The organism is Labrenzia sp. THAF187b, from assembly GCF_009363375.1.
Classification (GTDB): domain Bacteria; phylum Pseudomonadota; class Alphaproteobacteria; order Rhizobiales; family Stappiaceae; genus Roseibium; species Roseibium algicola.
In genome coordinates, this window is the sequence record NZ_CP045344.1 from 2358507 (window position 1) to 2383433 (window position 24927).

General features: G+C 59.8%; 21 protein-coding genes, 1 tRNA gene and 1 riboswitch. Of the genes, 16 read left to right on the forward strand and 6 right to left on the reverse strand.

The features are described 5' to 3' along the window. The first annotated feature begins 88 nt into the window (after nt 1–88). Both FIV03_RS10905 and serA read left to right on the forward strand, forming a co-directional pair. The gene (locus FIV03_RS10905; RefSeq protein ID WP_023003431.1) at nt 89–1267 is read left to right on the forward strand and encodes a phosphoserine transaminase; all 1179 of its coding nucleotides are present in this window, start codon (nt 89–91) and stop codon (nt 1265–1267) included. 78 nt (nt 1268–1345) lie between these two features. Beyond that, nucleotides 1346–2932 carry a phosphoglycerate dehydrogenase gene (serA, locus tag FIV03_RS10910; RefSeq protein ID WP_152509563.1) on the forward strand — a complete coding sequence of 529 codons (1587 nt, stop codon included), beginning with the start codon at nt 1346–1348 and terminating at the stop codon, nt 2930–2932. Between the two features lie 158 nt (nt 2933–3090). Here serA and FIV03_RS10915 read toward each other — a convergent pair whose 3' ends face one another. After that, nucleotides 3091–3987: a DMT family transporter gene (locus FIV03_RS10915; protein WP_173013823.1), complete on the reverse strand. Its 897-nt coding sequence runs from the start codon at nt 3985–3987 to the stop codon at nt 3091–3093. 317 nt (nt 3988–4304) lie between these two features. On the opposite strand from FIV03_RS10915, the gene FIV03_RS10920 reads away from it, so the two are divergent. The 5 genes from FIV03_RS10920 (at nt 4305) to FIV03_RS10940 (ending at nt 11244) form a co-directional block, all read left to right on the forward strand. Further along, nucleotides 4305–5576, forward strand: coding sequence for an MFS transporter (locus FIV03_RS10920; protein ID WP_077291776.1), 1272 nt, complete (start codon nt 4305–4307; stop codon nt 5574–5576). A gap of 283 nt (nt 5577–5859) precedes the next feature. Then, nucleotides 5860–7152 carry an adenylosuccinate synthase gene (locus tag FIV03_RS10925; RefSeq protein WP_023003427.1) on the forward strand — a complete coding sequence of 431 codons (1293 nt, stop codon included), beginning with the start codon at nt 5860–5862 and terminating at the stop codon, nt 7150–7152. 264 nt (nt 7153–7416) lie between these two features. Next, nucleotides 7417–9189 carry a hypothetical protein gene (locus FIV03_RS10930; RefSeq protein WP_152509564.1) on the forward strand — a complete coding sequence of 591 codons (1773 nt, stop codon included), beginning with the start codon at nt 7417–7419 and terminating at the stop codon, nt 9187–9189. Between the two features lie 81 nt (nt 9190–9270). After that, nucleotides 9271–9377, forward strand: a riboswitch (TPP riboswitch). A 57-nt stretch (nt 9378–9434) separates the two neighbouring features. Next, nucleotides 9435–10280, forward strand: coding sequence for an ABC transporter permease (locus tag FIV03_RS10935; protein WP_353622186.1), 846 nt, complete (start codon nt 9435–9437; stop codon nt 10278–10280). A gap of 22 nt (nt 10281–10302) precedes the next feature. Continuing rightward, nucleotides 10303–11244, forward strand: a complete 942-nt coding sequence (locus tag FIV03_RS10940) for an ABC transporter substrate-binding protein (RefSeq protein WP_152509565.1) — start codon at nt 10303–10305, stop codon at nt 11242–11244. A 302-nt stretch (nt 11245–11546) separates the two neighbouring features. Here the strand turns inward: FIV03_RS10940 and rpoH are convergent, their stop codons facing one another. Both rpoH and FIV03_RS10950 read right to left on the reverse strand, forming a co-directional pair. Then, nucleotides 11547–12431, reverse strand: coding sequence for an RNA polymerase sigma factor RpoH (gene rpoH, locus FIV03_RS10945; RefSeq protein ID WP_062487082.1), 885 nt, complete (start codon nt 12429–12431; stop codon nt 11547–11549). A 177-nt stretch (nt 12432–12608) separates the two neighbouring features. Continuing rightward, a complete protein-coding gene (locus tag FIV03_RS10950) occupies nt 12609–13634 on the reverse strand; it encodes an RluA family pseudouridine synthase (protein WP_152509566.1) in 1026 nt (341 codons plus the stop codon). Between FIV03_RS10950 and FIV03_RS10955 the strand changes: the two genes are divergently transcribed. Further along, nucleotides 13633–13989, forward strand: coding sequence for a hypothetical protein (locus FIV03_RS10955; RefSeq protein ID WP_152509567.1), 357 nt, complete (start codon nt 13633–13635; stop codon nt 13987–13989). The genes FIV03_RS10950 and FIV03_RS10955 overlap by 2 nt on opposite strands. Nucleotides 13990–14124: 135 nt before the next feature. Beyond that, a tRNA-Glu gene (locus FIV03_RS10960) sits at nt 14125–14200 on the forward strand. A 91-nt stretch (nt 14201–14291) separates the two neighbouring features. Here the strand turns inward: FIV03_RS10960 and FIV03_RS10965 are convergent. The 3 genes from FIV03_RS10965 to FIV03_RS10975 form a co-directional block, all read right to left on the reverse strand. Then, nucleotides 14292–15074 carry a DeoR/GlpR family DNA-binding transcription regulator gene (locus tag FIV03_RS10965; RefSeq protein WP_055661274.1) on the reverse strand — a complete coding sequence of 261 codons (783 nt, stop codon included), beginning with the start codon at nt 15072–15074 and terminating at the stop codon, nt 14292–14294. 148 nt (nt 15075–15222) lie between these two features. Further along, nucleotides 15223–16539, reverse strand: coding sequence for a hypothetical protein (locus FIV03_RS10970; RefSeq protein ID WP_209009934.1), 1317 nt, complete (start codon nt 16537–16539; stop codon nt 15223–15225). A gap of 139 nt (nt 16540–16678) precedes the next feature. Then, the gene (locus tag FIV03_RS10975; RefSeq protein ID WP_173013824.1) at nt 16679–17284 is read right to left on the reverse strand and encodes a DUF1134 domain-containing protein; all 606 of its coding nucleotides are present in this window, start codon (nt 17282–17284) and stop codon (nt 16679–16681) included. 273 nt (nt 17285–17557) lie between these two features. Between FIV03_RS10975 and FIV03_RS10980 the strand changes: the two genes are divergently transcribed. From FIV03_RS10980 to FIV03_RS11010, 7 genes are all read left to right on the forward strand, one after another. Beyond that, complete coding sequence (locus FIV03_RS10980; RefSeq protein WP_209009935.1) at nt 17558–17893, forward strand: hypothetical protein; 336 nt, start codon at nt 17558–17560, stop codon at nt 17891–17893. 183 nt (nt 17894–18076) lie between these two features. Then, nucleotides 18077–18721 (forward strand): histidine phosphotransferase ChpT, encoded by a 645-nt coding sequence (chpT, locus tag FIV03_RS10985; protein ID WP_023003413.1) that lies wholly within the window; start codon nt 18077–18079, stop codon nt 18719–18721. 134 nt (nt 18722–18855) lie between these two features. After that, nucleotides 18856–21654, forward strand: a complete 2799-nt coding sequence (locus tag FIV03_RS10990) for a chemotaxis protein CheW (RefSeq protein WP_152509568.1) — start codon at nt 18856–18858, stop codon at nt 21652–21654. Further along, nucleotides 21651–22142 carry a chemotaxis protein CheW gene (locus FIV03_RS10995; RefSeq protein ID WP_023003411.1) on the forward strand — a complete coding sequence of 164 codons (492 nt, stop codon included), beginning with the start codon at nt 21651–21653 and terminating at the stop codon, nt 22140–22142. The genes FIV03_RS10990 and FIV03_RS10995 overlap by 4 nt, the downstream gene beginning before the upstream one ends. Before the next feature lie 36 nt (nt 22143–22178). Next, nucleotides 22179–22544 carry a response regulator gene (locus tag FIV03_RS11000; RefSeq protein WP_031270504.1) on the forward strand — a complete coding sequence of 122 codons (366 nt, stop codon included), beginning with the start codon at nt 22179–22181 and terminating at the stop codon, nt 22542–22544. A gap of 20 nt (nt 22545–22564) precedes the next feature. Further along, nucleotides 22565–23788: a chemotaxis response regulator protein-glutamate methylesterase gene (locus FIV03_RS11005; RefSeq protein WP_023003409.1), complete on the forward strand. Its 1224-nt coding sequence runs from the start codon at nt 22565–22567 to the stop codon at nt 23786–23788. After that, the gene (locus tag FIV03_RS11010; protein ID WP_023003408.1) at nt 23785–24675 is read left to right on the forward strand and encodes a protein-glutamate O-methyltransferase CheR; all 891 of its coding nucleotides are present in this window, start codon (nt 23785–23787) and stop codon (nt 24673–24675) included. The genes FIV03_RS11005 and FIV03_RS11010 overlap by 4 nt, the downstream gene beginning before the upstream one ends. Nucleotides 24676–24927 lie beyond the last annotated feature (252 nt).

Below are 24927 nucleotides of genomic sequence, written 5' to 3' on the forward strand. Positions count from 1 at the left end.
GAATTGACCAAAGGTCAGGAAGGTCCTATCCCCATAGGTGGGCCACCTCTCCCCAACGAGAGGCAACTATCTGCGAGGGTAGACAGATATGACAGACCTCACCGCCAAGCCGGACGTGCGTCCGGCCAATCCCAATTTTTCTTCTGGTCCCTGTGCCAAGCGTCCCGGCTGGTCGCTTGAGGCTTTGGGCGATGCGCCGCTCGGGCGGTCTCACCGCGCCAAGCCCGGCAAGGCCAAACTTGCCGAAGCCATCGAGTTGACCCGCAAGGTGCTGAACGTGCCGGACGGATATCGGATCGGTATCGTCCCGGCGTCCGACACCGGCGCTGTCGAGATGGCGCTCTGGTCGCTGCTCGGTGCACGTGGCGTCGAAATGCTCGCCTGGGAAAGCTTTGGCTCCGGCTGGGTTACCGACGTCATCAAACAGCTCAAGCTCGATGATGCCCGGGTCCTGGAAGCGCCTTACGGCGAACTGCCGGATCTTGCCTCGGTCGATTTCTCCAAGGACGTTGTTTTTACCTGGAATGGGACCACTTCCGGCGTCCGTGTTCCCAACGGTGACTGGATCCCGGCCGATCGCGAAGGCCTGACCATCTGCGATGCGACTTCCGCCGCCTTTGCGCAGGACCTTGCGTTCGACAAGCTCGACGTCGTGACCTTCTCCTGGCAGAAAGTGCTGGGCGGGGAAGCTGCACATGGCATGCTTATCCTCAGCCCGCGCGCGGTCGAGCGTCTCGAAAGCTATACGCCGGCCTGGCCGATGCCGAAGATCTTCCGCATGACCAAGGGTGGCAAACTGATCGAGGGCATCTTCAAGGGCGAGACCATCAACACGCCGTCCATGCTCTGTGTCGAGGACTATATCGACGCCCTCAAGTGGGCCGACGGTCTGGGTGGGCTGTCTGGCCTGCGTGCCCGCGCTGATGCGAACCTCAAGGTGCTTGCCGACTGGGCCGAAAAGACCTCCTGGGTCGATTTCCTTGCCGTTGATCCGGCAACGCGGTCGAACACGTCCGTCTGCCTCAAGGTCACGGATCCGGGCATTCTTTCGCTCACTGCAGACCAGCAGGCCGCCTTTGCCAAGGCTCTTGCCGGTACGCTCGACGCTGAAGGCATCGCCTATGACATCGGCGCTTACCGCGATGCACCGTCCGGTCTTCGGATCTGGGCCGGCGCGACCGTCGAGACGAGCGATCTTCAGGCCTTGACCCATTGGCTTGACTGGGCGTTCCAGTCGGAAAAAGCGAAGCTGCCCCAGGCCGCCTGAGCCTGTTCATCCTTCAACGACAACAGTCCCGGGCGGTGCGCTGCCCGGATCGTTTCTCGTATTCAAGGAGAGGCTCCAATGGCTCCCAAGGTACTGATTTCCGACAAGCTGTCGGACGCTGCCGTGCAGATCTTCAAGGATCGCGGCATCGACGTGGACTTCCTGCCGGACGTCGGCAAGGACAAGGAAAAACTGCTGGAGATCATCGGCAAATACGATGGTCTGGCAATCCGTTCGGCCACCAAGGTTACGGAAAAAATCATTGCAGCTGCTGAAAATCTGAAGGTGATTGGCCGTGCCGGGATCGGCGTCGACAATGTCGACATTCCCAAGGCGACCGCGCGCGGTATCATCGTCATGAACACGCCCTTCGGCAACGCGATCACCACTGCCGAACATGCCATCTCGATGATGATGGCCGTTGCGCGCCAGATCCCGGCGGCGGATGCCTCGACCCAGGCAGGCAAGTGGGAAAAATCCCGCTTCATGGGCCGTGAACTTACCGGCAAGACCCTCGGGCTGATCGGTTGTGGCAACATCGGCTCGATCGTGGCGGACCGCGCTATCGGCCTGAAGATGAAAGTGATCGCCTTCGATCCCTTCCTGACGCCGGAAAGGGCCGTTGCGCTAGGTGTCGAGAAAGTCGAGCTTGACGGCCTGTTGAGCCGGTCCGACTTCATCACCCTGCACACACCACTTACCGACAAGACGCGCAACATCATCGATGCCAAGGCCATCGAGAAGATGCGCAAGGGCGCGTATCTGATCAACTGTGCCCGAGGCGGGCTTGCGGATGAGGCGGCAGTGCGGGCGGCCCTGGACGCGGGCAAACTCGGCGGGGCGGCGTTCGACGTCTTTGTCGAGGAACCAGCCAAGGATAACCTGCTGTTCGGCGCGCCGAACTTCGTCTCGACGCCGCACCTGGGTGCTTCCACCACGGAAGCCCAGGAAAACGTTGCGCTGCAGGTGGCGGAGCAGATGTGCGACTACCTGCTACAGGGCGCAGTCCGCAACGCGCTCAACATGCCGTCCATTACTGCCGAGGAAGCGCCCAAGCTGGTGCCATTCGTGCGGTTGGCCGAACAGTTGGGCTCCTTCGCGGGGCAGCTGACGGAGACGGGCATCGAAGGGGTTCGCCTGGAATATGCCGGTGCCGTTGCCGAGATGAACGTGCAGGCGCTGACTGCAGCTGCGTTGACGGGTCTGCTGACGCCGCTCCTGCAGACGGTCAACATGGTTTCCGCGCCCATCCTTGCCAAGGAACGGGGCATGAAGATCGAGGAAATCCGCCGCGAGAAGGACGGCGCCTACGAGACCTACATGCGCCTTACGGTGATCACCCAGCGTCAGGAACGTTCGGTCGCAGGCACGGTCTTTGCCGACGGAAAACCGCGGATCATCCAGGTGAAGGGCATCAACATGGAGGCCGAGCTCGGCCCGCAGATGCTTTACATCACCAACGAGGACAAGCCGGGCTTCATCGGACACCTCGGGATGGAACTCGGCAACAGCGGCGTCAACATCGCGACCTTCCATCTCGGCCGTCTGGCCCCCGGTGACGATGCGATCTGCCTTGTGGAGGTGGATGGCGACGTGTCTGCGGAGGTTCTGGCGCGGCTGGAGGCCGTTTCCCACGTCAAGCAGGTCAAGGCCCTGCATTTCTAGAATGGCTGGCGTTCAACGGAACGCCCGCTGATCCGCTATCCGGTCAAAAAGGGTGCGTGCCCCTAATCGCGCCTTCCGGATGTACGTCAGGTGCAGCCCAAGTTCCTGGCGCTTGAGCCTTCTGCCTTTTGCAGAAGGCTCCTTTTTTCCCGAACTGATCAGACCGCCGGTGCACGGCGCTTTTTGAGGATGCGTCCGTCAAGGACGACGAGGCCTGCCAGCAGTACGGCAAATCCGCCAAGCTGAAGCACACCCAGATTTTCTCCCAGGATCAGCCAGCCGAAGAAGAGAGCGCTTGCCGGGACAAGGAGCGTGACCAGCGAAGCGTTGGTCGCACCGGCTTCGGCCAGAATCTGGAAATAGATCAGGTAGGCTAGGGCGGTTGCCAATACGCCGAGCGCCAGCACATTGAGCCAGGCCGTCAGGCTGGGATCGGCCATGGTCCAGCTACCGGCAGTCAGAAGAGCGACCGGCAGCATGAGGGTGGTCGAACCGAGCAACTGACCCGTTGCCGTCACTTGCGGCGGCAGCGTCTTGAAGCGGCGGGCGAAGGTTGCCGCGCAGGCATAGGAGATCGCGGCACCCAGGCAGCAAAGCTGTGCCCACAACGGGTCGCTCGCAAGGCCTGACAGGCTGCTCCACAACATGATGGCGACCCCTGCAACACCCAGCGCCACACCGGCAATCCTGTTGCCCTGAAGCGTTTCCTGTTTCGTCAGCAGACCAGCCACGATCACCGTGAAGACAGGCGTCGTCGCATTCAGGATGGATGCGAGGCCCGCACCGATTTCTGTCTGTCCGAGAAACAGGAGAGAGAAGGGAATGGCGTTGTTCAGCAGTCCCATGACCAGAAACGGCACGACATATTTTTTCTCCAGCCGGTTCAACATGCCACGATGCCAAAGGATCATCAGCAGGACCGTGCAGGCAATGGAAACACGCAGGAATACGAGAACAAACGGCGGGATTTCGGCAACGGCCACCTTTGCGAACAAAAAGGAACCGCCCCAGATGGCGCCAAGGACGGTCAGCATGATCCAGTTACGAAGTGGCATTGCACGATCTCTGATTGAGTGATGTTTCTCAGGTAGCACCCCACCGGAATGAAGAACACCCGAAACGCGAGTAGAGGACTGGTCGCTTGTGGGGATGGAGCGTGATGCTTTGCCACGGCCCTTGTTCGTTGGGCCGCAATGACCGGTGAAGTGAAGGTGGGCATTGTCCGGGCTACCTTCTTGCAATCGACGACGAATTGCGGCCGCCTGTCCGTTTTGTCTGTGCAAGCGTCGGTCCTGGGCTTGCGCAGTCGGTTCACTCCGGCAACAGTATCGAGGCCGCGTTTTCTTCGGCTGCTCGGAAGAGTTCTTCATTCATGACCCAGGTTGCCCCCGCAGCGGACTCCAGATCGCTTGCCGGACGTTTGACACCGTTGCTGGTTGCTGCCGCTTGCCTCCTGGGTGCGAACGGACTTTCCGTGACGATGATTTCGGTGCGTGCCAAATCGGAAGGCATGTCCGATGCGCTCATCGGGTTGCTGGGGTCGTGCTATTTCGGCGGCATGATCGTCGGTGTGCTGCTGACACCGTTTCTGATCGCGCGGGCAGGGCACATTCGCGTCTTTTCCACGCTGGCTGCAATCAGCGCCATCGCCATCCTGGCGATTGCCTTCACACCTGCCGGCTGGCTCTGGATGGTCGTGCGTCTGGTGAGCGGGGCGGCTTTTTGCGGCACGACGATGGTTCTGGAAAGCTGGCTCAATTCCATCGCCACCAATTCGTCCCGCGGGCGGATTCTTTCCGTCTACCGGATAGTCGACATGATCGCCGTCATGGGCAGCCAGTTCATGCTGCCCGCGTTCGGTCCGCTTGGTCCGGATATTCTGATCGTTCTGGCCATCCTGTTCTGTTTCGCGCTGGTGCCGATCTCCCTGACGAGTGAGCGCAATCCCGCAGCGCCGCCCGCGCGGTTCTTCGATCCGCTCATGTTGTGGCGCGTGTCTCCGGTCGCCCTTGTCGCCGTCTTCACCATCGGCCTCACCAACGGAGCATTCCGCATGGTTGGTCCGGTTTATGCGGAAGGAATTGGGCTGGGGCTTGAAACGGTTGCCGCGTTCATCGCGATCTGGGTCTTTGCCGGGGCAATCTTCCAGTATCCCGCAGGCTGGCTGTCCGACCGGCTCGACCGGCGTGTCGTGCTCGGTGTCTTTACCGTCGGTGCCGGGCTGGCCTGTCTCTTCATATCGGGGTCTTCGACCCGGCTGGAGCTTTTTGCAGGCGTCTTCCTGTTCGGCGGATTTGCTCTGCCGCTCTATTCGCTTTGTGCGGCCCATGCCAACGACAATGCCGAGCCGGGGCAATTCATCGATGTGGTGGCGGGGCTCACACTTGCCTATGGCGTGGGCGCCATGGCGGGACCGTTCATTGCCTCGCTGGTGATGGAGCAATTCGGCCCCTCGGCCTTCTTCCTCTATACCGCCACACTGCACCTGTCGCTCGTGGTGTTCATCTTCGCGCGGATCGTCAGCCGGGACGCTGTTCCCGCAAGCAAGCGGCATCGCTTTGTCTGGCTGCTGCGCACGTCGCCGATGATCTTCAGGCTTGCGCGCAACGACAAGCCGGATGCTGGTGAGCCGCCGGCTAAATAATCTGCCGTCGCGACATTGCCGCAAATGCAGTCTAATCCGGAAAAAGTCCGTTCAGGTGCACGGCATGACTGGTCAATTGTCACAGGGGTGACCGGGCCGATCAGGAGAGCTGGCAAAAAAACCTGCTTTTGCCTCTCAATCTCCCTGCGGAGACTCGCATGAGCAGGGAAACCTGTCTATAGTCCGCGCCGTTTGCCCCGGTCCGGTTGCCGGGGCTTGTCGTGTTGGCGCCCCGGACAAGTTTCGGATGGTGCGGAAGCTGCTTCAGGAGAGCAAAGTCTAGATGGCGAATGTGGTTGTTGTCGGTTCGCAATGGGGTGACGAAGGCAAAGGCAAGATTGTCGACTGGTTGTCGGAACAAGCCGATGTCATCGTAAGGTTCCAGGGCGGGCACAATGCCGGTCATACCCTTGTCATCGACGGTGTCAGCTACAAGCTGTCTCTCCTGCCGTCCGGGGTTGCACGCGAAGGCAAGCTGTCCGTCATCGGCAACGGCGTCGTGCTGGATCCGCATGCGCTGGCAGAGGAAGTCGAACGCCTCAGCAAGCAGGGCGTCGTGGTGACGCCGGAAAGCCTGCGTGTTGCCGAGAACGCAACGCTGATCCTGTCTCTGCACCGCGAGCTTGATGCGTTGCGCGAGAATTCCAACACCGGAACGCGCATCGGCACCACCAAGCGCGGTATCGGACCGGCGTATGAAGACAAGGTTGGCCGCCGCGCTATCCGTTTGATGGACCTGAAGAACCTTGCCACTCTGCCAGCCAAGATCGACCGCTTGCTGACGCACCACAATGCTCTGCGCCGGGGGCTTGGCCAGGATGAGGTTTCCGCACAGGCGATCTACGACGAACTTGCCAGCGTTGCGGACAAGGTCCTGCCCTACATGGACAAGGTCTGGTACCTGCTGGACGATCTGCGCCGTCAGGGCAAGCGTATCCTTTTCGAAGGTGCACAGGGCGCGTTGCTCGACATCGACCACGGCACCTATCCCTTCGTGACGTCGTCCAACACGGTCGCCGGCCAGGCTGCGGCAGGCAGTGGCCTTGGCCCGAATTCGATCAACTATGTGCTCGGTATTACCAAGGCCTACACGACACGCGTCGGTGAGGGCCCGTTCCCGACCGAACTGAAGGACGAGATCGGCGAGTTCCTCGGTACGCGCGGCCATGAGTTCGGTACGGTTACCGGCCGCCGCCGCCGCTGCGGCTGGTTCGACGCTGTGCTGGTGCGCCAGACCGTCTGCACCTCGGGCATCACCGGCATCGCGCTGACCAAGCTGGACGTTCTGGACGGTCTTGATGAAATCAAGATCTGCATCGGCTACGAACTGGACGGTGAGCGCATCGATTATCTGCCGGCTTCGCAGGGTGCCCAGGAGCGCGTGAAGCCGATTTACGAAAGCCTGCCGGGCTGGAAAGAATCGACCGAAGGTGCTCGCACCTGGGCCGATCTGCCGGCGCAGGCGATCAAATATGTGCGTCATGTCGAAGAACTGATCGGTGCTCCGGTCGCTCTTCTGTCGACAAGTCCGGAACGAGACGACACAATTCTTGTGCAGAATCCCTTCCAGGATTGAGATCTGTGACGTTAGAAGCACATTATTAAGGACTGCGGTTGCGTGCTGCGAATCACCGCACGCAACCACCTTTCGTTTTCGGCGTTCCATGAGTGTGCCGAACAAACAATCTGTGTTAGGAAAAGGGTACTGCGAGGTTCTCTGTCGCGGCGAAGTTATTGAAGAAATAGCACCGGTTTTCGAAAAACTTGCTATAAGCCTGAGAATGAAACGAAATCTCGGGCCCGCAGAACAGATCCTTGCAGTCGGCCGGTAGGCAGGAAGATGGCTGATTACTATTCAATTCTGAAGAAAACGATCGCGTCTTTACCTGAAAACAATGGTGCTGCACGCAGAAGCGTTTACAGCCGTGCGCGCAATGCCATTGTCAATCAGCTGAAAGCCTATGAGCCGCCGCTGGCGCCGTCCGAGATCACGGCCGAGCAGCTGCGTCTGGAAGAAGCCATCCGCAAGGTGGAAGCCGAAGCCGCCCGCGAAAGCCTCGGTCTCAGCCCCACCGTTCCGAAGGTCGAGACGCCGACCCCGGCGCCGCAGGTTTCCGCACCGCCCGTGACGCCGCCTCCGGCCGAACCGGTGGCAGAGGCTGCGCCCGAAGCGCCTGCGCCTGCACCGCAGGAACCTGAAACAACTGCAGCGCCGGTGGTGGGTACCCCGGCTCCGTCGCCCTTGAAGGAAACCCTGACACAGGCCGAAGCGCTTGGCACCGCGGCCAGCCAGGCTGTTCACCACGCCAAGGAAGCTGCCGACCCGGGCGCTGCGCCTGTGCGCCAGGAGCCCTCTTTCGGCGGACCGGTGCAGCCGGAACAGGCAGATGATGGCCTGTTCGAGCCTGCAGATAACGCCGGTGCGGCCGATCCCGCCGACCAGGCTTATCCTGGCGACGAGACAACCAAGCCGAAGGACAAGTCGACCTCCAAGAAAAGCCGCTCAAAGCGCGCCAAGCCGAGTGCTTCGGATGCGCTGCGTGGTGATTCATCCGGTAGCCGCACCGTTCCGATCGCGATTGCTGCAGGTGTCCTGCTGCTGGTGCTCCTGGGCGCCGGAGCCTATTTCCTGATGCCTGCGGGCGATGAGACAGCCGATAGCGGCAACGTGCCGATCGCGTCTTCTTCGCAAACGCCTGTCGATACGCAGCCGGACACCACGCCGGAGCCTTCGACCGCTGCCCCTGCCGGGGAAGGTGAAGAGCCTTCGAAAAACACCGACCGCCTGTTGAACGAAGGCGAGACGGATGTGGTTGCCCCGGATGCACGTACGGTAACCACGACGACAATTACCGGACAGTCTGATTCGCCTGCGCCGGCCGATACACCGCAGGTCGATACACCAGCTTCCGCTGCGCCCGAACCTTCTCAGCCGTCCATCGTGACGAGCGGAGAAAACGATCAGTCTTCTGCAACCACCGAAAGCCCGATTGCGGTACCGGAAGACAATCTCTCGGCCATTTCGCCAGACGAAACTTCACCGGCTCCGTCCGCCACGGCTGCGGATTCCTCGGTGCAGCGCTCTATCCTTTACGAAGAAGGGGAAGAGTCCGGCGGTGCCGGAACGGCTGCGCAAGGCGCTGTCGTTTGGGGTGTCGATGAAGAAACGAATCTGGACGGCAAGGCTCTCGCGGTTCTGAGCGCCTCCATTGAAATCCCCGAGCGGGATGTGAAGGTCGACATTCGCATCAAGCCGAATGACGATACCTCCTTGCCCGCCAGCCATCTGGTCGAGATCAAGTACGAGTTCCCGGAAAACTTCGCTCCGGGTGATGTCGTCAACGTGCCCGGCCTGGTCATGAAGCCTACGGAAGAAGCCCGCGGTGATGCGCTGATCGGCGCTTCCGTGAAAGTGTCTCCGGGCTTTTTCTGGATTGCCCTTTCCAGCCTGCCGAACGAGCAGCAACGCAATCTCGCCCTGCTGCGCGAACGCGGCTGGATCGACATTCCGATGCTTTATGAAAACGGCAAGCGCGGCATCCTGACCCTGGAAAAGGGAACCGCCGGTGCAGATGCCGTTGAAAAGGCGATCACGTCCTGGCAAGCCGGCTAAGCGCCAGCCTGCCTCCTTTCAAAATCTGAAAAAGCCGCCTCACGGCGGCTTGCCTTTTTCCGTCACACAAGGCATGGTCCGCCTTGGTCCGAGGGGTGTTCCGGTTACCGGAGCTGAGATGGCGTAATGCCGAACCCTTAGAACCTGATCCGGGTCATGCCGGCGAAGGGACGGAATCCTTAGCCTATTCCCGGATCTCCATTGTCATTTTCGGCTTGTCCGAAGACGGGAGATCCTATGCGTACTTGTCCGCGACCACTGCGGTCGCCGCACATCCGAATGCCGGTATCGGCTTTCATACGTTCCTGTCGGCCAATGGCGACGGGAGCTGCGGGATGATGGCGTTTGTGAAAGCTGTTGCCAGGACCATACTCGGCCTGCTGCTGACTGTCGCAATCTGGGCGGCTATCGTCCATGTGTTCGACACCCAGCATTATATCCTGCCGGGTCCGGACCGCGTCTTTACAGCCTTTGTCAAACACGCAGGCTTCCTTCTGCATCATGCCGGCATTACGGCCTATGAGACGGTGCTCGGGTTTGTGCTGGGGGCAGCCGCCGGGGCATTGCTTTCCGTTCTTTTGTGGCTGTTTCCGATTGCTGCAAGATTTGCCATGCCACCCATTCTGGTGACGCAGGCCCTGCCTGTTTTCGCAATCGCGCCGATCCTGGTGCTCTGGCTCGGTTTCGGGCTGGCATCCAAGATCGTCGTTATCATCCTGGTCATCTTCTTCACGGTCACATCGACGTTTTTCGATGGCCTGCAGCGGCTTGACCCGGGTTTGTGCGATCTCGCCCGGCTTTATCGTCTGTCTCGCCTGAAGGAACTCTGGTTCTTTCGCCTGCCGTCAGGCTTGCCGGCGTTTGCCTCCGGCCTGCGGGTGGCCGCGGTGTTCGCTCCCATGGGAGCGATCATCGGCGAATGGGCCGGGGCGAAAGGAGGCCTTGCCTTCATCATGCTTCAAAGCAGCAACCGGATGCAGGCGGACATGATGTTCGCCGCCCTGATCCTGCTCGCGGCGATGGTGCTGATCATGCGCTTTGCCGTGAACCATCTCACCCGACTTCTTGTTCCATGGCAGCCGCTCAGCTAGCTGCCGCTCTACGGAGGACCTCATGAAAAAACAAATCCTGTCACTCGCATTGGCCGCCGGGCTGCTGGCATCGGGGCCGGTACAGGCCAATGAGAAACTGACCTTGCTGCTCGACTGGTTCATCAATCCGGATCACGCGCCGCTGGTAACTGCGCAGACCAAGGGTTTCTTCGAGGCAGAAGGCCTCGAGGTTGAGATCATCGAACCGGCGGACCCGGCAATGCCGCCGAAACTGGTTGCTGCCGGGCAGGGCGATATCGCGGTGTCCTATCAGCCGACGCTTCATGCGCAAATCGAGGAAGAGCTGCCGCTGAAATGGATCGGTACGCTGGTGGAAACGCCCCTCAATTCGCTCATCGTGCTCAAGGACGGCCCGATACAGGAACTGAAAGACCTCAAGGGCAAGAGTGTCGGCTTTTCCGTGTCCGGCTTCGAGGACGCGATGCTGGGCCAGATGCTGCGTTCGGCCGGTCTGACCATGGATGATGTCGAACTGGTGAATGTCAATTTCGCGTTGTCAGGCTCTCTGCTTGCCGGTCAGGTTGATGCGGTGATCGGCGCATATCGCAATTTCGAGCTCACCCAGCTCGAAATCGAAGGCAAACCCGGCAAGGCCTTCTTCCCCGAAGAAAACGGTGTGCCGATCTTTGATGAGCTGATCTATGTCGTCAACAAGGACAAGACGGACGATCCACGCTTCGCCAAGTTCCTGGCAGCCGTGGAAGCGGCCACCATCTATCTGAGCAATCACCCGGAAGAAGCCTGGAATGCCTTCATAGAAGCGTATCCGAACCTCAATGACGAGCTGAACAGGCGTGCATGGTTCGATACGTTGCCGCGGTTCGCCAAGCGTCCGGCTGCACTTGATGAAGGCCGCTACCAGCGCTTTGCAGAGTTCATGGCCGAAGCCGGTCTGATCAGCAAGGTCGTGCCGGTGGAGAGCTACACGGCCGAAATCCGCTGAGAGGTTGAAGGAACGTTGCCAAGGACAAGACGGCGCTGGAGCCAGTCTCCAGCGCTTCTGACCACCGGCAAAGAAGCTCCCTCTCTCCGTCGTCACCCCGGCCAAGCGTTGCGCGAGCCGGGGCCGGGAAGGCGGAAGCCTCTGTGAGTGTCTGTGGTTTTCAGACGATGGCTTCCGGGCTCTCCGATCCCGGATCTTCGCTGCGCTGCGTCCGGGATGACACCGGGAAGGACTTTCAAACAAAAGAAAAGCGCTGGAGCCTGGGCTCCAGCGCTTTTTTGTTTTTTCCAGGTTCGGCTATCTCAGGCCGTGGGCTGGTCCATGGTGCGGGCGCTGTTGCGCACGGCTTTCTGAACCTTTTCGAAGGCGCGAACCTCGATCTGGCGGACGCGCTCGCGGCTGACACCGAATTCGCCCGAAAGGTCTTCCAGCGTCATCGGGTCTTCGGCCAGGCGGCGTGCTTCAAAGATGCGCCGTTCGCGCTCGTTGAGCACGTCCATCGCGTCGTTCAGCATCTTGCGACGCATGTCCAGCTCTTCCTGATTGGCAAGCAGGGTTTCCTGACTGTCGCTTTCATCGACAAGCCAGTCCTGCCATTCACCGGCATCAGCTTCCGCGCGCACGGGCGCATTCAGGCTGGCATCGCCGCCCAGACGGCGGTTCATGGACACCACTTCCTCCTCGGACACCCCGAGTTTGGTGGCAATCTCAGAGACCTGATGCGGCTTCAGATCGCCTTCGTCCAGCGCCTGGATCTTGCCCTTGAGGCGACGCAGGTTGAAGAACAGGCGTTTCTGGTTGGCCGTGGTCCCCATTTTCACGAGGGACCATGAGCGCAGGATGTATTCCTGGATAGCCGCCTTGATCCACCACATGGCATAGGTCGCGAGCCGGAACCCCTTGTCCGGTTCAAAGCGCTTGACCGCTTGCATCAGGCCGACGTTGCCTTCGGAAACGACTTCTCCGATCGGCAGGCCGTACCCGCGGTAACCCATGGCAATCTTGGCGACGAGGCGTAGATGGGAATTGACTAGGCGTTCTGCAGCTTCAGGGTCTTCATGCTCTTTGTAGCGCTTGGCGAGCATGTACTCTTCCTGCGGCTGAAGCATCGGAAACTTGCGGATCTCGTCCAGATACCGGCTGAGACCGCCTTCCCCTGCTGTAAGCGTCGGAACGTTCTGGGCCATATCATGCACCCCCTTTCGTCAAGTTTGCGACCCCTTCCTCCCGCTGCCCCGCAGTGATACGCAAGCAAGCCATTTTTGAGGGAAGGCGGACGCACAATAGTGTCCGTACAGGCACACAAGAGCTTCTAATATAGGTCCAAATTGGCCGATTGCATGGTCAGAAAACGAAAACGCATCCTAAAATTTTTGTAATCCGGACAAAAGATTTGCGAAATCATCCGGGTAAGGGCTCTCAAAGCGCAAGGTTTTACCATTTGCCGGGTGTTCGAAAGCCAGCAGGCCGGCATGCAGGGCTTGCCTGTGAAAACCGTTCACGAGGCTTTTGAGCGGCTCATCCAGACGGTTTGCCTTGGTCTTGAAACCCGACCCGTAATCATCGTCTCCGATCAGCGGATGACCAATGTGGGCCATGTGCACGCGGATCTGGTGGGTGCGTCCGGTTTCAAGACGGCATTCCAGCAGCGAGGCGAGCGCAGGCTGTTCGGCATTGCCGAAGCGCTCCTTCACCTGCCAGTGGGTAATGGCGTGACGGCCGGAAGTCTTGACGACGGCAATCTTCTGACGGTTTGCCTGTGAGCGGGCCAGATTGGCGTTGATCGTGCCTTTCAGGCCGGAGGGTGCTCCCCAGACCAGAGCCGAGTAGGCGCGTTCCAGCGGTCCGGTGCGGCCGTGGTCGGCAAACTGGGCTGCAAGGCCCTTGTGGGCCTGGTCGGTCTTGGCAACGACAAGCAGTCCGGAGGTATCCTTGTCGATCCGGTGAACGATGCCGGGGCGCTTCACGCCGCCGATGCCGGAAAGGCTGTCACCGCAATGATGGATGAGTGCATTGACGAGGGTGCCGGTCCAGTTGCCGGCGCCAGGATGGACGACAAGCCCGGCCGGTTTGTCGACCACGATAAGGTGTTCGTCCTCAAAGACGACCGAGACGGGGATGTCCTCGCCCTTGGGCTCCGGGTCTTCTGCCTGCGGCAAAGTGAGGATCAGGGCATCGCCTTCATTGACCCGGTATTTCGGCTCCACTATTTTCGCGCCGCCGACGGTGACGTCCCCGGACTTGATCAGGGACTGGATCCTGTTGCGGCTAAGGGCTTCCAGATGAGCCGCCAGCACCGCATCCAGCCGTTTCCCGGCATCGGCTGCATCAACTGTTAAACTGAAATCCTGGTCCAGACCGGCCGGATACTCGAGGGAATTGTCTGTCATGTCACAACCTGATTATCGGGATGAGGGGCCGGGTGAAAAGCCGCTTGATCCTGCGGCCGAACGCATCCAGGCCAAACTGAAGCGTTTGTTGCTCGGCTCGTCCCTCGTCATGATCGCCGGCTTTATCGCTGTCTTTGCAGCAATTCTCTACAAGATCAACTCCAATAAGTCCGATGTTTCCGCCGATCAATATGCCGCAACAGTGGCAGTTGGCGCCGACGCGGAAATTTTGCAAGCGAACCTTTCGAACGGTCTCTTGCTGGTTCTGGTGCGTGAAGGCAGCAAGACGGCTCTGCTGCGCTTCGATCCCGTCACGGGCAAGCAACTGGGCCGCACGGATTTTGTGGCGCGCTGACGTAGCGTCGCGCGTACGGCGCGCGGTTATGAACAGGCATGTGACAGAAAAATGAAAATTAGGGCTTGCGTCTTTTGTCATGCAGCCGTATACGCACGGTCCTCGGCTTGAGGCACTGAGCTTCTCAAGCCCCGCGCGCCCATCGTCTAGCGGTCTAGGACGCCGCCCTTTCACGGCGGAAACACGGGTTCGAGTCCCGTTGGGCGTGCCATTTTTCCCCAAGGCACAAACAGCATATCCACATCCTGCGCACAGGGTTCTCCACCCGTTTGTGCACCGGTTGCACGTCGTGGTGTGTTCGATCAGCCGGCAGTGCTGTCTTCCTGCTGGCCGGTTTCGATCAGCTCGACTTCCGCGTCTTGCGCAATCTGCGCGAAGTCTGGCGAGGGGCAATAATCCGTCACGAAAGTTGTGACCTGTCGCAGGTGTCCGACACGGACCGGTGCAGTGCGCTCGAACTTGGTGCTGTCGGCGGCCAGAATGACGTGCCTGGCGTTGTCCATGATGGTCTTGGTGACTTTCACTTCCCGGTAGTCGTAATCGAGCAGGGAGCCATCCGGATCGATCGCTGAAGCGCCGATGACCGCGAAATCCACCTTGAACTGGCGCATGAAGTCCACCGCGGCCTCGCCGACAATGCCGCCGTCGGAATGGCGCAACACGCCACCGGCAATCACCACCTCGATCTGGGAATAGCCGCGCATCAGGCTGGCGACGTTGATGTTGTTGGTGATCACCATCAGGCCGCGATGCTGGAGCAGCGCCTGTGCGACGGCTTCCGTGGTGGTGCCGATGTTGATGAAGATGGACGCGTTGTCGGGAATGAGCGAGGCAACCTTCTCGCCGATGTCCGCCTTTTCCCTGCTGGAGATGATCCTGCGGGCCTCGTAGCCGACATTTTCGATGCCGGACGACAGCAGGGCCCCGCCATGGGTCCGCGCCAGCAGGCGCCGGTCGCAAAGCTCGTTGAGGTCCTTGCGGATCGTCTGCGGGCTGACATCAAATCGCCGGGCGAGATCGTCGACGCTGACGCGGCCCATCTGCCGTGCGAGTTCGAGAATGGCGTTGTGGCGTTCGATCAACATGTACGGCAGACTCATCCTGTGCATGACGGGCTGGCTGCGTTCCTGCATCTGCAAACGGAAATGCGGGCGAGGAGCAACAGTGCGTCAGGTTCGTTCAATTTTCGGACGAATGTCCATCGGACTAGATGACCGGAGCGACCTGCTCAGATCAAGCCACATCTTTCTTTTTTTGTTTCGTGGCTTTCGTTTTCCGGTCGCTGTCTTGCGCGGCGCCGGTGCTTGCCGGCTTTGTTTCTGCCTCCGCCTCCGGCTTGGCCTTGTTCCGGCTGGAGGCAACGATCCTGCTTACCAGCGCTTCAGCCGCGTTGGCGATATCGCCGGATCTTGATTGTGCTTGTGCCGTGCCCTGGTCCGCGTCTGCCTGCAGGTTTTCCTTGGAGGATGCCTCAGGCCGGTTGCGGTCTTCCGGAGGGCTGTCCTTGGTCTGAAGAGAAACCGGGACGAAAGGCGGTGCCGGCTTTGCGGGAGCGCCTGCGGTAGAAGAATTGACGGCTGCAGGCGCCTGTCCGGTCAGTTTTTCGGCAAGGGCGCGGAAATCGCGGCGCAGATCCACGAGAGCTGGAACCGAGGACAGGTCCTTCTGCAGCTTTGCCATCTGGGCGGTGATCCGCTGAAGCGCACGGTCTTTTTCAGCAGCGTCGGCCTGGTAGCGGGCGGCTTCGCCGGAAAGCTTTTCCAGCTCGGCATCAAGATGTTTCTGGCGCTCGTTTTCCGGGAGCCTGGCTGCGTCCAGCATCAGCGACAGACGGGTGACTTCAGCCTGTGCGGATACATAGTTGGATTCCGTGTCTACCAATTGGGCTTCCAGTTCGGCGAGCCTTGTCTTGGCGGTTTCGCTGCGCGCAGCATCCATCTGGCCTGCAACTGTCGGCTCATACCGGGCCAGCTTGGCTTTCAAAGTGGCAACTTCCGCTTCAAGTCCGGTGATTGTGGCAAGTGCCATGGTGCCGGACGCCGGCAACCAGCCGCTGTCGTCTTCTGCCGGTTCTTCCGGCTTCGCCTCGGCAGGCGTGTCTTCGGGGCCTTTTGTCCAGCTTTCCGCAAGAGCCCGTTCGGCTTCCGACAGCTTCTTTTTCAGGGAGGTCACTTCGGACGACAGCATGTCGACTGCGTGCTGATCACTCGCCTGGGCGGCGACCTTGGCTTCCAGGCCGGAAATCGTTTCCTTGTGAGATTTCGTCAGCGCTTCAACTTCCGCCCGCATCCGCGTGGTTTCGAGCTGAAACTTCGCAGCCTTCTCACGCTCGTTGTCGAGACGCTTCTCGACACGGCGCAATTCTACCGCATGGCGCGCACGTTCCTGGTCCTGTGCAGCGCGGACTTCGGCGTAACTGGTCGGATTGACGGCGCGCAGGGCTTCTTCGGTCAGGCGGGCGGCCCGGCGATAAAATGCGGGCAGGATTGCCAGTCCGATCAGGCCGGCGGTGCAAAACCCCAGCGCCACATACATCGCTGCTTCAATCAAGTCCGGCTCCCGGTTACGTTCTAAAAAACGCCCACAACTCCATCATTAGACGACAGTAGGCCTGCCGCCAAGTGTCCTGCGTGGAACGAATGCAACCCGTCTTCGTCGCCAGGTTGCAACAGCCGCCTTCCCGGTCCGGTCAGAACGGGTTCCAGGTCGGCTTGTCGGTGAACTTCAGGTATCCCATGTTCAGCCCGAGACGGGCGCCGACACCGGCGCGCACAGGCACGAGCACGATCTCGTTGTTCAAGAGCACGGTCATGCCGACCCCGCCGACCAGGTAAGCCGATCCGTTGACACCGGCAAAGCGGGTGTAGAGGGAGTTCACGGTGGGCAGGTTATAGACCAGCATCATCACCCGGGCACCATCCGCGCCAAAGTCCCAGCCAACGGACGGGCCTTGCCAGAACAGCTTGTGAGTGCCGGCGTTGCGTGTGTAGAGGTTGCCTTCGCCATAGCGGGCACCGGCGATGAGCGCGCCGGAGCCTTCTTCACCGAGCACGTAACCGTTCGGTTCGCCGTAGCTGGAGAAGGCCTTCTCGACGACTGATGCAAGCCCACCCGAAACAGAGCCGAAGAACTGATGGCCTGCCTGCAGGATTTCGTCCTGGTCGTAGGTCTGTCCAGACGGAATGGGCTCGTTGCCGGAATTCTGGGAAAACGCCGGGCTGGAAAACGCAAATGCACACAAGGCCAGGAACGCAGCCGATATCAGGGATACAACTCGCCGGGAACTTTGTGCCATTCGATATTCTCCCAAAATCTGTTGGCCGCGCCGATTGTTGCCGCTCGGTCAGACCGCAATGTTAAACTGATGCAATATCATGCTGATTCGCATGAGATGGTGCACCTTACATAAGCCGAATCAATGGAAAGCTGGCCTCAAAAAAAGACAAGGTTATGTCTTTGTGCTGTATTGATCCTGCTCTCCTGTCTTTTTGCGGGGAAAGTCTTCGCGCGTCCCCAGGTTTTCGTTCCCGATCCGATTACGGGATACGCGCTCGGCGGACATGATCCGGTGAGCTATTTCGTCGATGGTTACCCGCGCAAGGGAAAGCGGAACCATGTGCACAAATGGGGTGGCACGGAATGGATCTTCGTCAATGAAGGCAATCTTGCCGCCTTCAAGCGGGATCCCGAAGCCTATGCACCGCTGTTTGCCGGCTGCGGCGGGTATGCGTTGTCCGAAGGCTTTGGCACGGCGGGCAGTCCGTTCATCTATGCCATTGTCGACAGACGGCTGGTCTTTTTCCATTCGGTGGTCAACCGGTTCCTGTTCGTCGTCAACGGCAGCCAGCTGATGACGGCGGCTCACGACAATGCCGAACGGGTTGGCTGCGTGCCGATGCGGTAGGCGGTTACCCGGTTAAACTGCTCCCGGACGCCGGAAAAGGCGGATTTCGGGGCAAACTTTCATCTGGATGACACAGTTTGCTGCCCGCCGCTGCCTTGGCAGCCGCTGTGCGGATGTGTAACTCTTGCAACCACTATGTCGAATCAGTTTCCGCCGCCTCCTCAAGAAGAGCCTCAAAACGCCATGTCTGCACTAAAAGAGCTTTCCTCTCTTGATCTTGCCGCCCTGGTGGCCAGCCGCGTCTGCCACGACATCATTTCTCCCGTCGGCGCGATAACCAACGGGTTGGAAGTGCTGGACGAGGAGGGGTCGGAGGACATGCGCGAATTCGCCATGGACCTCATCCGCAAGAGCGCGCGGCAGGCATCTGCAAAACTGCAGTTTGCCCGTCTTGCATTTGGCGCTGCAGGCTCGGCAGGTGCGGAGATCGACCTGGGCGATGCTCAGGTCGTTGCCACCGGGTTCATGGAAAACGAAAAATCCGATCTAAATTGGCAATTGACCCGGCACCTGATGCCGAAGAACTACGTAAAACTACTTCTCAACTTGATCCTTATCGCCAACCAGTGCGTTCCGCGCGGTGGAGAAATCAAGGTTGAAATGGAAGGCGACCCACAATCTCCGTCCTTCACGCTTCAGGCCAGCGGTCTCAATCCGCGCATTCCGCTCGGAATGAAGGAAACTCTGAGCGGAGAAGAGCCTGAACGGGTCGATGCGCACTCGGTTCAGCCGATCTACACGTTGCTGCTCGCCCGTGAATGCGGCATGGTATTAACCATAGATAAACAAGAAGAGTTGGTAAAAATAACGGCCCTCTTGGCAGAATAACCAAGGCCTTCAAAAGTCTCCATCCGCTTCAGCGTATCTTAACTGTTTGCCGTCAACCTAGCTCTCATGGACTTCTCGGTCCAGACGTCCCTTTTGGGATGCGGAACCAGTAACAAGTCGGGTGAGAGCAGGCCATGGACGACCTCCTCAGGGAATTCATTACCGAGACCAACGAAAGTCTCGATGTTGTTGACGTTGAGCTCGTAAAATTCGAGCAGGAACCGAACAACGCGACTATCCTAGATAATATTTTCCGCCTGGTGCACACGATCAAGGGCACCTGTGGCTTCCTGGGTCTTCCCCGTCTTGAAGGTATCGCGCATGCGGCTGAAACCCTCATGGGCAAGTTCCGCGATGGCGCTCCAGTCACGCAAGAGGCCGTTTCCCTCATTCTGACCTCGATCGACCAGATCAAGGACATTCTGGGTGAACTGGAAGCTGCCGAAGGCGAAGAGCCGCAAGGCGACGACAGTGAGCTGATCGGCCAGCTGGAAGAGATGTCCGCGAAAGCTGACGCTGCCATGAAGGGTGGCGCAGCCGTCAAGGAAGATCCTGTGGCTGAAGCCGTAGCGGCAGAGCCGGAAGCGCCTGCCGAAGAAGCTGCTGCCGAGCAAGCTCTTGAGCGTCCGCTCCGTCCCGGCGAAGTGTCGCTGGACGAACTGGAGCGCGCGTTCCGCGAAACCGAAGTTGAAGTCGAAGTCGCCGAGCCGGAAGTTCCGGAACTCGAAGAGATCGTCGACGAAGCCGATGAGCCAGAGCCTGCTCCCGTTGCGATCAAGGCCGAAGCCAAGGCGGCTGCGAAAGCTCCGGCGAAAAAGGCTGGCGGCGAAGGCGGCGAGAAGAAATCCTCCGGTGGCGGTGTTTCCAACCAGAGCATCCGCGTTGCGGTCGACACGCTCGAGCACCTGATGACCATGGTGTCCGAACTGGTGCTGACCCGGAACCAGCTTCTGGAAATCGTGCGCCGCCATGAAGACAGCGAATTCAAGGTGCCGCTGCAGCGCCTGTCGAATGTAACTGCCGAACTGCAGGAAGGCGTCATGGCGACGCGCATGCAGCCGATCGGCAATGCCTGGCAGAAACTGCCGCGCATCGTTCGCGATCTCAGCCAGGAACTTGAAAAGCCGATCGAACTGGAAATGATCGGTGCGGATACCGAACTGGACCGCCAGGTTCTCGAGATGATCAAGGACCCGCTCACGCACATGGTCCGCAACTCGGCCGACCATGGTCTTGAGCGCCCGGAAGAGCGCCGCTCCGCAGGCAAGCCTGAAAAGGGTACCATTACCCTGGCGGCCTATCATGAAGGCGGCCACATCATCATCGAAGTTCGCGATGACGGTAAGGGCATCGACGTCGACAAGGTGAAGGCGAAGGTCGTGGAACGCGGCCTGGCGTCGGAAGCCGAAGTCGACAAGATGACGGACGCCCAGATCCACAAGTTCATCTTCGCAGCCGGGTTCTCCACGGCCGCAAAGGTCACGAGCGTGTCCGGCCGCGGCGTCGGCATGGATGTCGTTCGCAACAACATCGAACTGATCGGCGGTACAGTCGACCTGCGCTCTACCCAGGGCAAGGGTTCGAGCTTCATCATCAAGATCCCGCTGACGCTTGCCATTGTTTCGACGCTGATCGTCGAAGCCGGCGGCGACCGGTTCGCCATCCCGCAGCTTTCCGTTGTCGAACTGGTCCGCGTGCAGACCAATTCGGAACACCGTATAGAGCGGATCAAGGACACCCCGGTCCTGCGCTTGCGCAACAAGCTGCTGCCGCTGGTGCACCTGTCCCAGCTCCTCGGTATCTATGAGGGCGAAAACGCGGACGAGGCGATTGATGCGGACAACGGCTTCATCGTTGTCATGCAGGTCGGTAGCCAGACATTCGGCGTGGTTGTCGACGGTGTCTTCCATACGGAGGAAATCGTGGTCAAGCCGATGTCGACGATGCTGCGCAACCTCGGCATGTTCTCCGGCAACACCATCCTGGGCGACGGTTCCGTGATCATGATCATCGACCCGAACGGCATCGCCGGTGCCATGGCAAGCCATGCATCCAGCGCGGTCACCGAGAACCAGGAAGACGAACGGGAAGACCTGCAGAGCCGTGCGGTTTCCGGCCAGAGCTCGATCTCGCTTCTGCTGTTCCGTGCCGGTGCGCCGGAACCGAAAGCCGTGCCGCTGTCGCTGGTCACGCGCCTGGAGGAATTCGAGGTCTCCAAGATCGAACGGTCAAACGGCCGCGATCTGGTCCAGTACCGCGGTGCGCTCATGCCGCTCGTCTATCTGAACGAAGGCGACAGCCACAAGTCGGAAGGCACGCAGCCGATGCTGGTGTTCTCCGATGCGGGTCGCTCCATGGGCCTCGTGGTCGACGAGATCGTCGACATCGTCGAGGACCGCATGAACATCGAAGTCGGTTCGGAACGTCCGGGCATTCTCGGCTCTGCCGTGGTGAAGGAACGTGCGACCGAGATCATCGACCTCGGCTACTACCTGCCGCAGGCCTTTGAAGACTGGTTCATGCGCAAGGAAATGGACATCGAGGCGCTGACGAAGAAGGTTCTCTTCGTGGATGACTCGTCCTTCTTCCGCAACATGCTGACACCGGTTCTGAAGGCGGCCGGCTACGATGTGACCACCTGTACCGGTCCGCATCAGGCGTTCGAACTTCTGGAAAACGGCGACAAGTTCCATGCGATCGTCAGTGATATCGAAATGCCGGAAATCAACGGCTTCGAGTTCTGTGAATCGCTGCGCCGCGATCCCCGGTTCCGCAACATCCCGATCCTGGCCCTGTCGTCCATGGTGACGCCGGCCTCGATCGAACGCGGCCGCCAGGCGGGCTTTGACGACTATGTCGCCAAATTCGACCGTCCAGGTCTGATCGCCGCCCTGAAAGACGTCTTCTCCGGTGAAATGGGAGCTGCAGCATGAGTGTGCTGGAACACAAACTGACCGCGGAGCAAAAAGCCGCAAGTGACATGATCCAGTATGTGACCGTGGTCATCGGCGGCCAGCTGTTCGGCCTGCCCATTTCCCAGGTTCACGACGTGTTCGTGCCGGAAAGCGTAACTCGCGTGCCGATGTCCGCACCCGAGGTTCAGGGCGTCCTGAACCTGCGTGGACGCATCGTCACCGCAATCAACATGCGCCGCCGCCTTCACTTGCCTCCGCTGAAGGAAGGGCAGATGATGGCTGTGGGCATCGAGTACAAGCAGGAAAGCTACGGCCTCGTCATCGACACGGTTGGTGAGGTGCTGACGCTGCCGTCCGCCTCTGCAGAGCCCAACCCGTCTAACCTGGATCGCCGTTGGGCCGAGATCTCCGGAGGCGTCCATCGCCTGGACGGCCGCCTGATGGTCATTCTGGATGTCGACCGTCTGCTTGGTGCGATGTTCACCGAACCCATGGCTGCAGCATAACTGGGCCGCAATGGCCATTGAGTGGAGTTACGCCTGATGAAACAGTGCCTCGTAGTAGATGACTCAAGCGTCATCCGGAAGGTGGCTCGCCGCATTCTCGAGGATATGAATTTCGAGATTACGGAAGCGGAAGACGGCCAGAAGGCGCTTGACGAATGCCGCAAGACCATGCCGGACGCGATCCTGCTGGACTGGAACATGCCCGTCATGGACGGACTTGAGTTCCTGACCAGCCTGCGTGCGGAAGAAGGCGGAGAAAACCCGATCGTCGTATTCTGCACGACCGAAAACGATGTTGCTCACATCGCCCGCGCCATCCGCGCCGGTGCAAACGAGTACATCATGAAACCGTTCGACCGCGAAATCGTGGAAGCCAAGTTTCAGGAAGTCGGTCTTATCTAGTTTCGAGTTGGGCAGTCTAAATGGCGTTTGCGCAAAGAAGCATAACTGCGGGCACGAGTCCGGGCAGCGACCCCATCAAAGTCATGGTCGTAGATGACGCTGTCGTCATCCGCGGACTCCTGACACGCTGGCTCGGTGAAGACAAAAGTCTGAAAGTCGTCAGCTCGCATCGCAACGGCAAGCTTGCTGTAGAAGATATCGAAAAAAGCAATCCGGACGTCGTCGTTCTCGACATCGAGATGCCGGAAATGGACGGCATGACGGCCTTGCCGCTCATGCTGGCGAAGAAGCGCGATCTCGTCGTGATCATGGCTTCGACGCTGACCCGCCGCAACGCGGAAATCAGCTTGAAGGCCCTGTCGCTCGGCGCGGCCGACTATGTGCCGAAGCCGGAATCGACTTCCGAGGTCACGACGTCCATCGATTTTCGCCGCGAGCTGATCGAGAAGGTCAAGGCTCTGGGGGCACGTGCATTGCGCATGCGCGGTCCTGCGCGCACCATGCGTGCAGAAACCAGCGCCGGCCGCACCGCGCAGCCGGTCAGACCGATTTCCGCGCGTCCGGCAACGGATACGCGGGCGACCTTTCGCGGAGCTGCTCAACCGGCGGGAGCTGCTGCCGGTGCAGTGAAGTACCAGACACGTCCGTACTCTTCCGCGCGTCCGCGCATCCTTGCGATCGGTTCCTCGACGGGCGGTCCGCAGGCATTGCAGGAAGTCATGCGCGAAGTCGGTACGGCCATGAACGATGTGCCGGTGGTCATCACCCAGCATATGCCGCCAACCTTCACTGCCATTCTGGCCGAGCACATGGGCAAGGCTGCCCTGCGCCCGTCCAAGGAAGGTGAAGATGGCGAAGTGCTGAAACCCGGCAATATCTATGTCGCGCCTGGTGGCAAGCACATGATCGTGGAAAAGGACGGCGGCGTTGCCAAGATCCGGCTGACCGACGGTCCTCCCGTGAATTTCTGCAAGCCTGCCGTCGATCCCCTGTTCGACAGCGTTGCGAAAGTATTCGGTTCGGCAAGCCTGGGTGTCATCCTGACCGGTATGGGTCATGACGGCGCAGAAGGCGTCAAGACCATTGCAGCAGGCGGCGGCAGCGTGATTACGCAGGACGAAGCCACAAGCGTGGTCTGGGGCATGCCGGGCGCAGCTGCACAAACGGGCGTCTGCAGCGAAATTCTACCCTTGAAGGAGATCGGCCCGAAGATCTCGCGCGTTCTGAAGGGGAACACGAGATGACCCCGAGCGAGTTCGAGTTTCTGAAAAACTTCCTGAAGACCCGCTCCGGCCTGGTTCTGTCCAACGACAAGCAATACCTGGTCGAAAGCCGTCTTCTGCCGATCGCACGCAGCTCCAAGCTGGAAACACTCAGTGCGGTGATCCAGCAGCTTCAGCGCGGTACCAACAGAGCGCTGGAAACGGACGTCGTCGAGGCGATGACGACCAACGAGTCGTTCTTCTTTCGCGACAAGACACCGTTCGAGCACTTCAAGGACACGATGCTGCCGGCGCTGCTGGAAAGCCGCGCGACACGCAAGCAGATCAAGATCTGGTGTGCGGCTGCCTCGACCGGGCAGGAGCCTTATTCCCTGGGCATCTGCCTGAAGGAAGACGCGGCCAAGATGGCTGGCTGGCGAACCCGGATCCTGGGTACGGACCTCTCCAACGAAGTGCTGGAAAAGGCCAAGACGGGCCTCTACAGCCAGTTCGAGGTTCAGCGCGGTCTGCCGATCCAGATGCTGCTGAAATACTTCGAGCAGAAGGGTGACATGTGGCAGATCAATGCCGGCATGCGTGCCATGATCGAATGGAAGAAGCTGAACCTGCTGGAAAGCTTCACCCATCTGGGCGAGTTCGACATCATTTTCTGCCGCAACGTGCTGATCTACTTCGATCAGGCAACCAAGACGGAAATCCTCGGCCGGTTGGCGAAATCCCTGCCGGATGACGGTTATCTCGTTCTCGGTGCCGCGGAAACCGTGGTCGGTCTGACGGATGCCTTCAAGCCGGTACCCGGCAAGCGAGGCCTCTTCCAGAAGAAACAGGCTGCACAGGCCGCGACCGGCACGGCAGCAACGCCGCGCCTGGCCGTGGGCGCTGGAGCAGGTCTGGGTCTGCAGCGTTAAACCTGCGTCCCTTCTTCAGCACGGTTTGGACATTTCGGTTCAAGTTCAAAGGCGGCCTCTGGCCGCCTTTTTCATTCGCTGCACCGTGAAGGAAACCTGTCAGGGCAGCTGTCTGTTGCGAGTGAGCAAGTTTTTGAAATTCATTTCGTTCGGTCGCTCTCGTGAAGTTTATCCGGCTGGCGGCGAACAGCACTTGTCTGCATCTCCATCCATTCCATTTTCTCGATCGTAAGCTTTGCGTCCTGCCGGGCA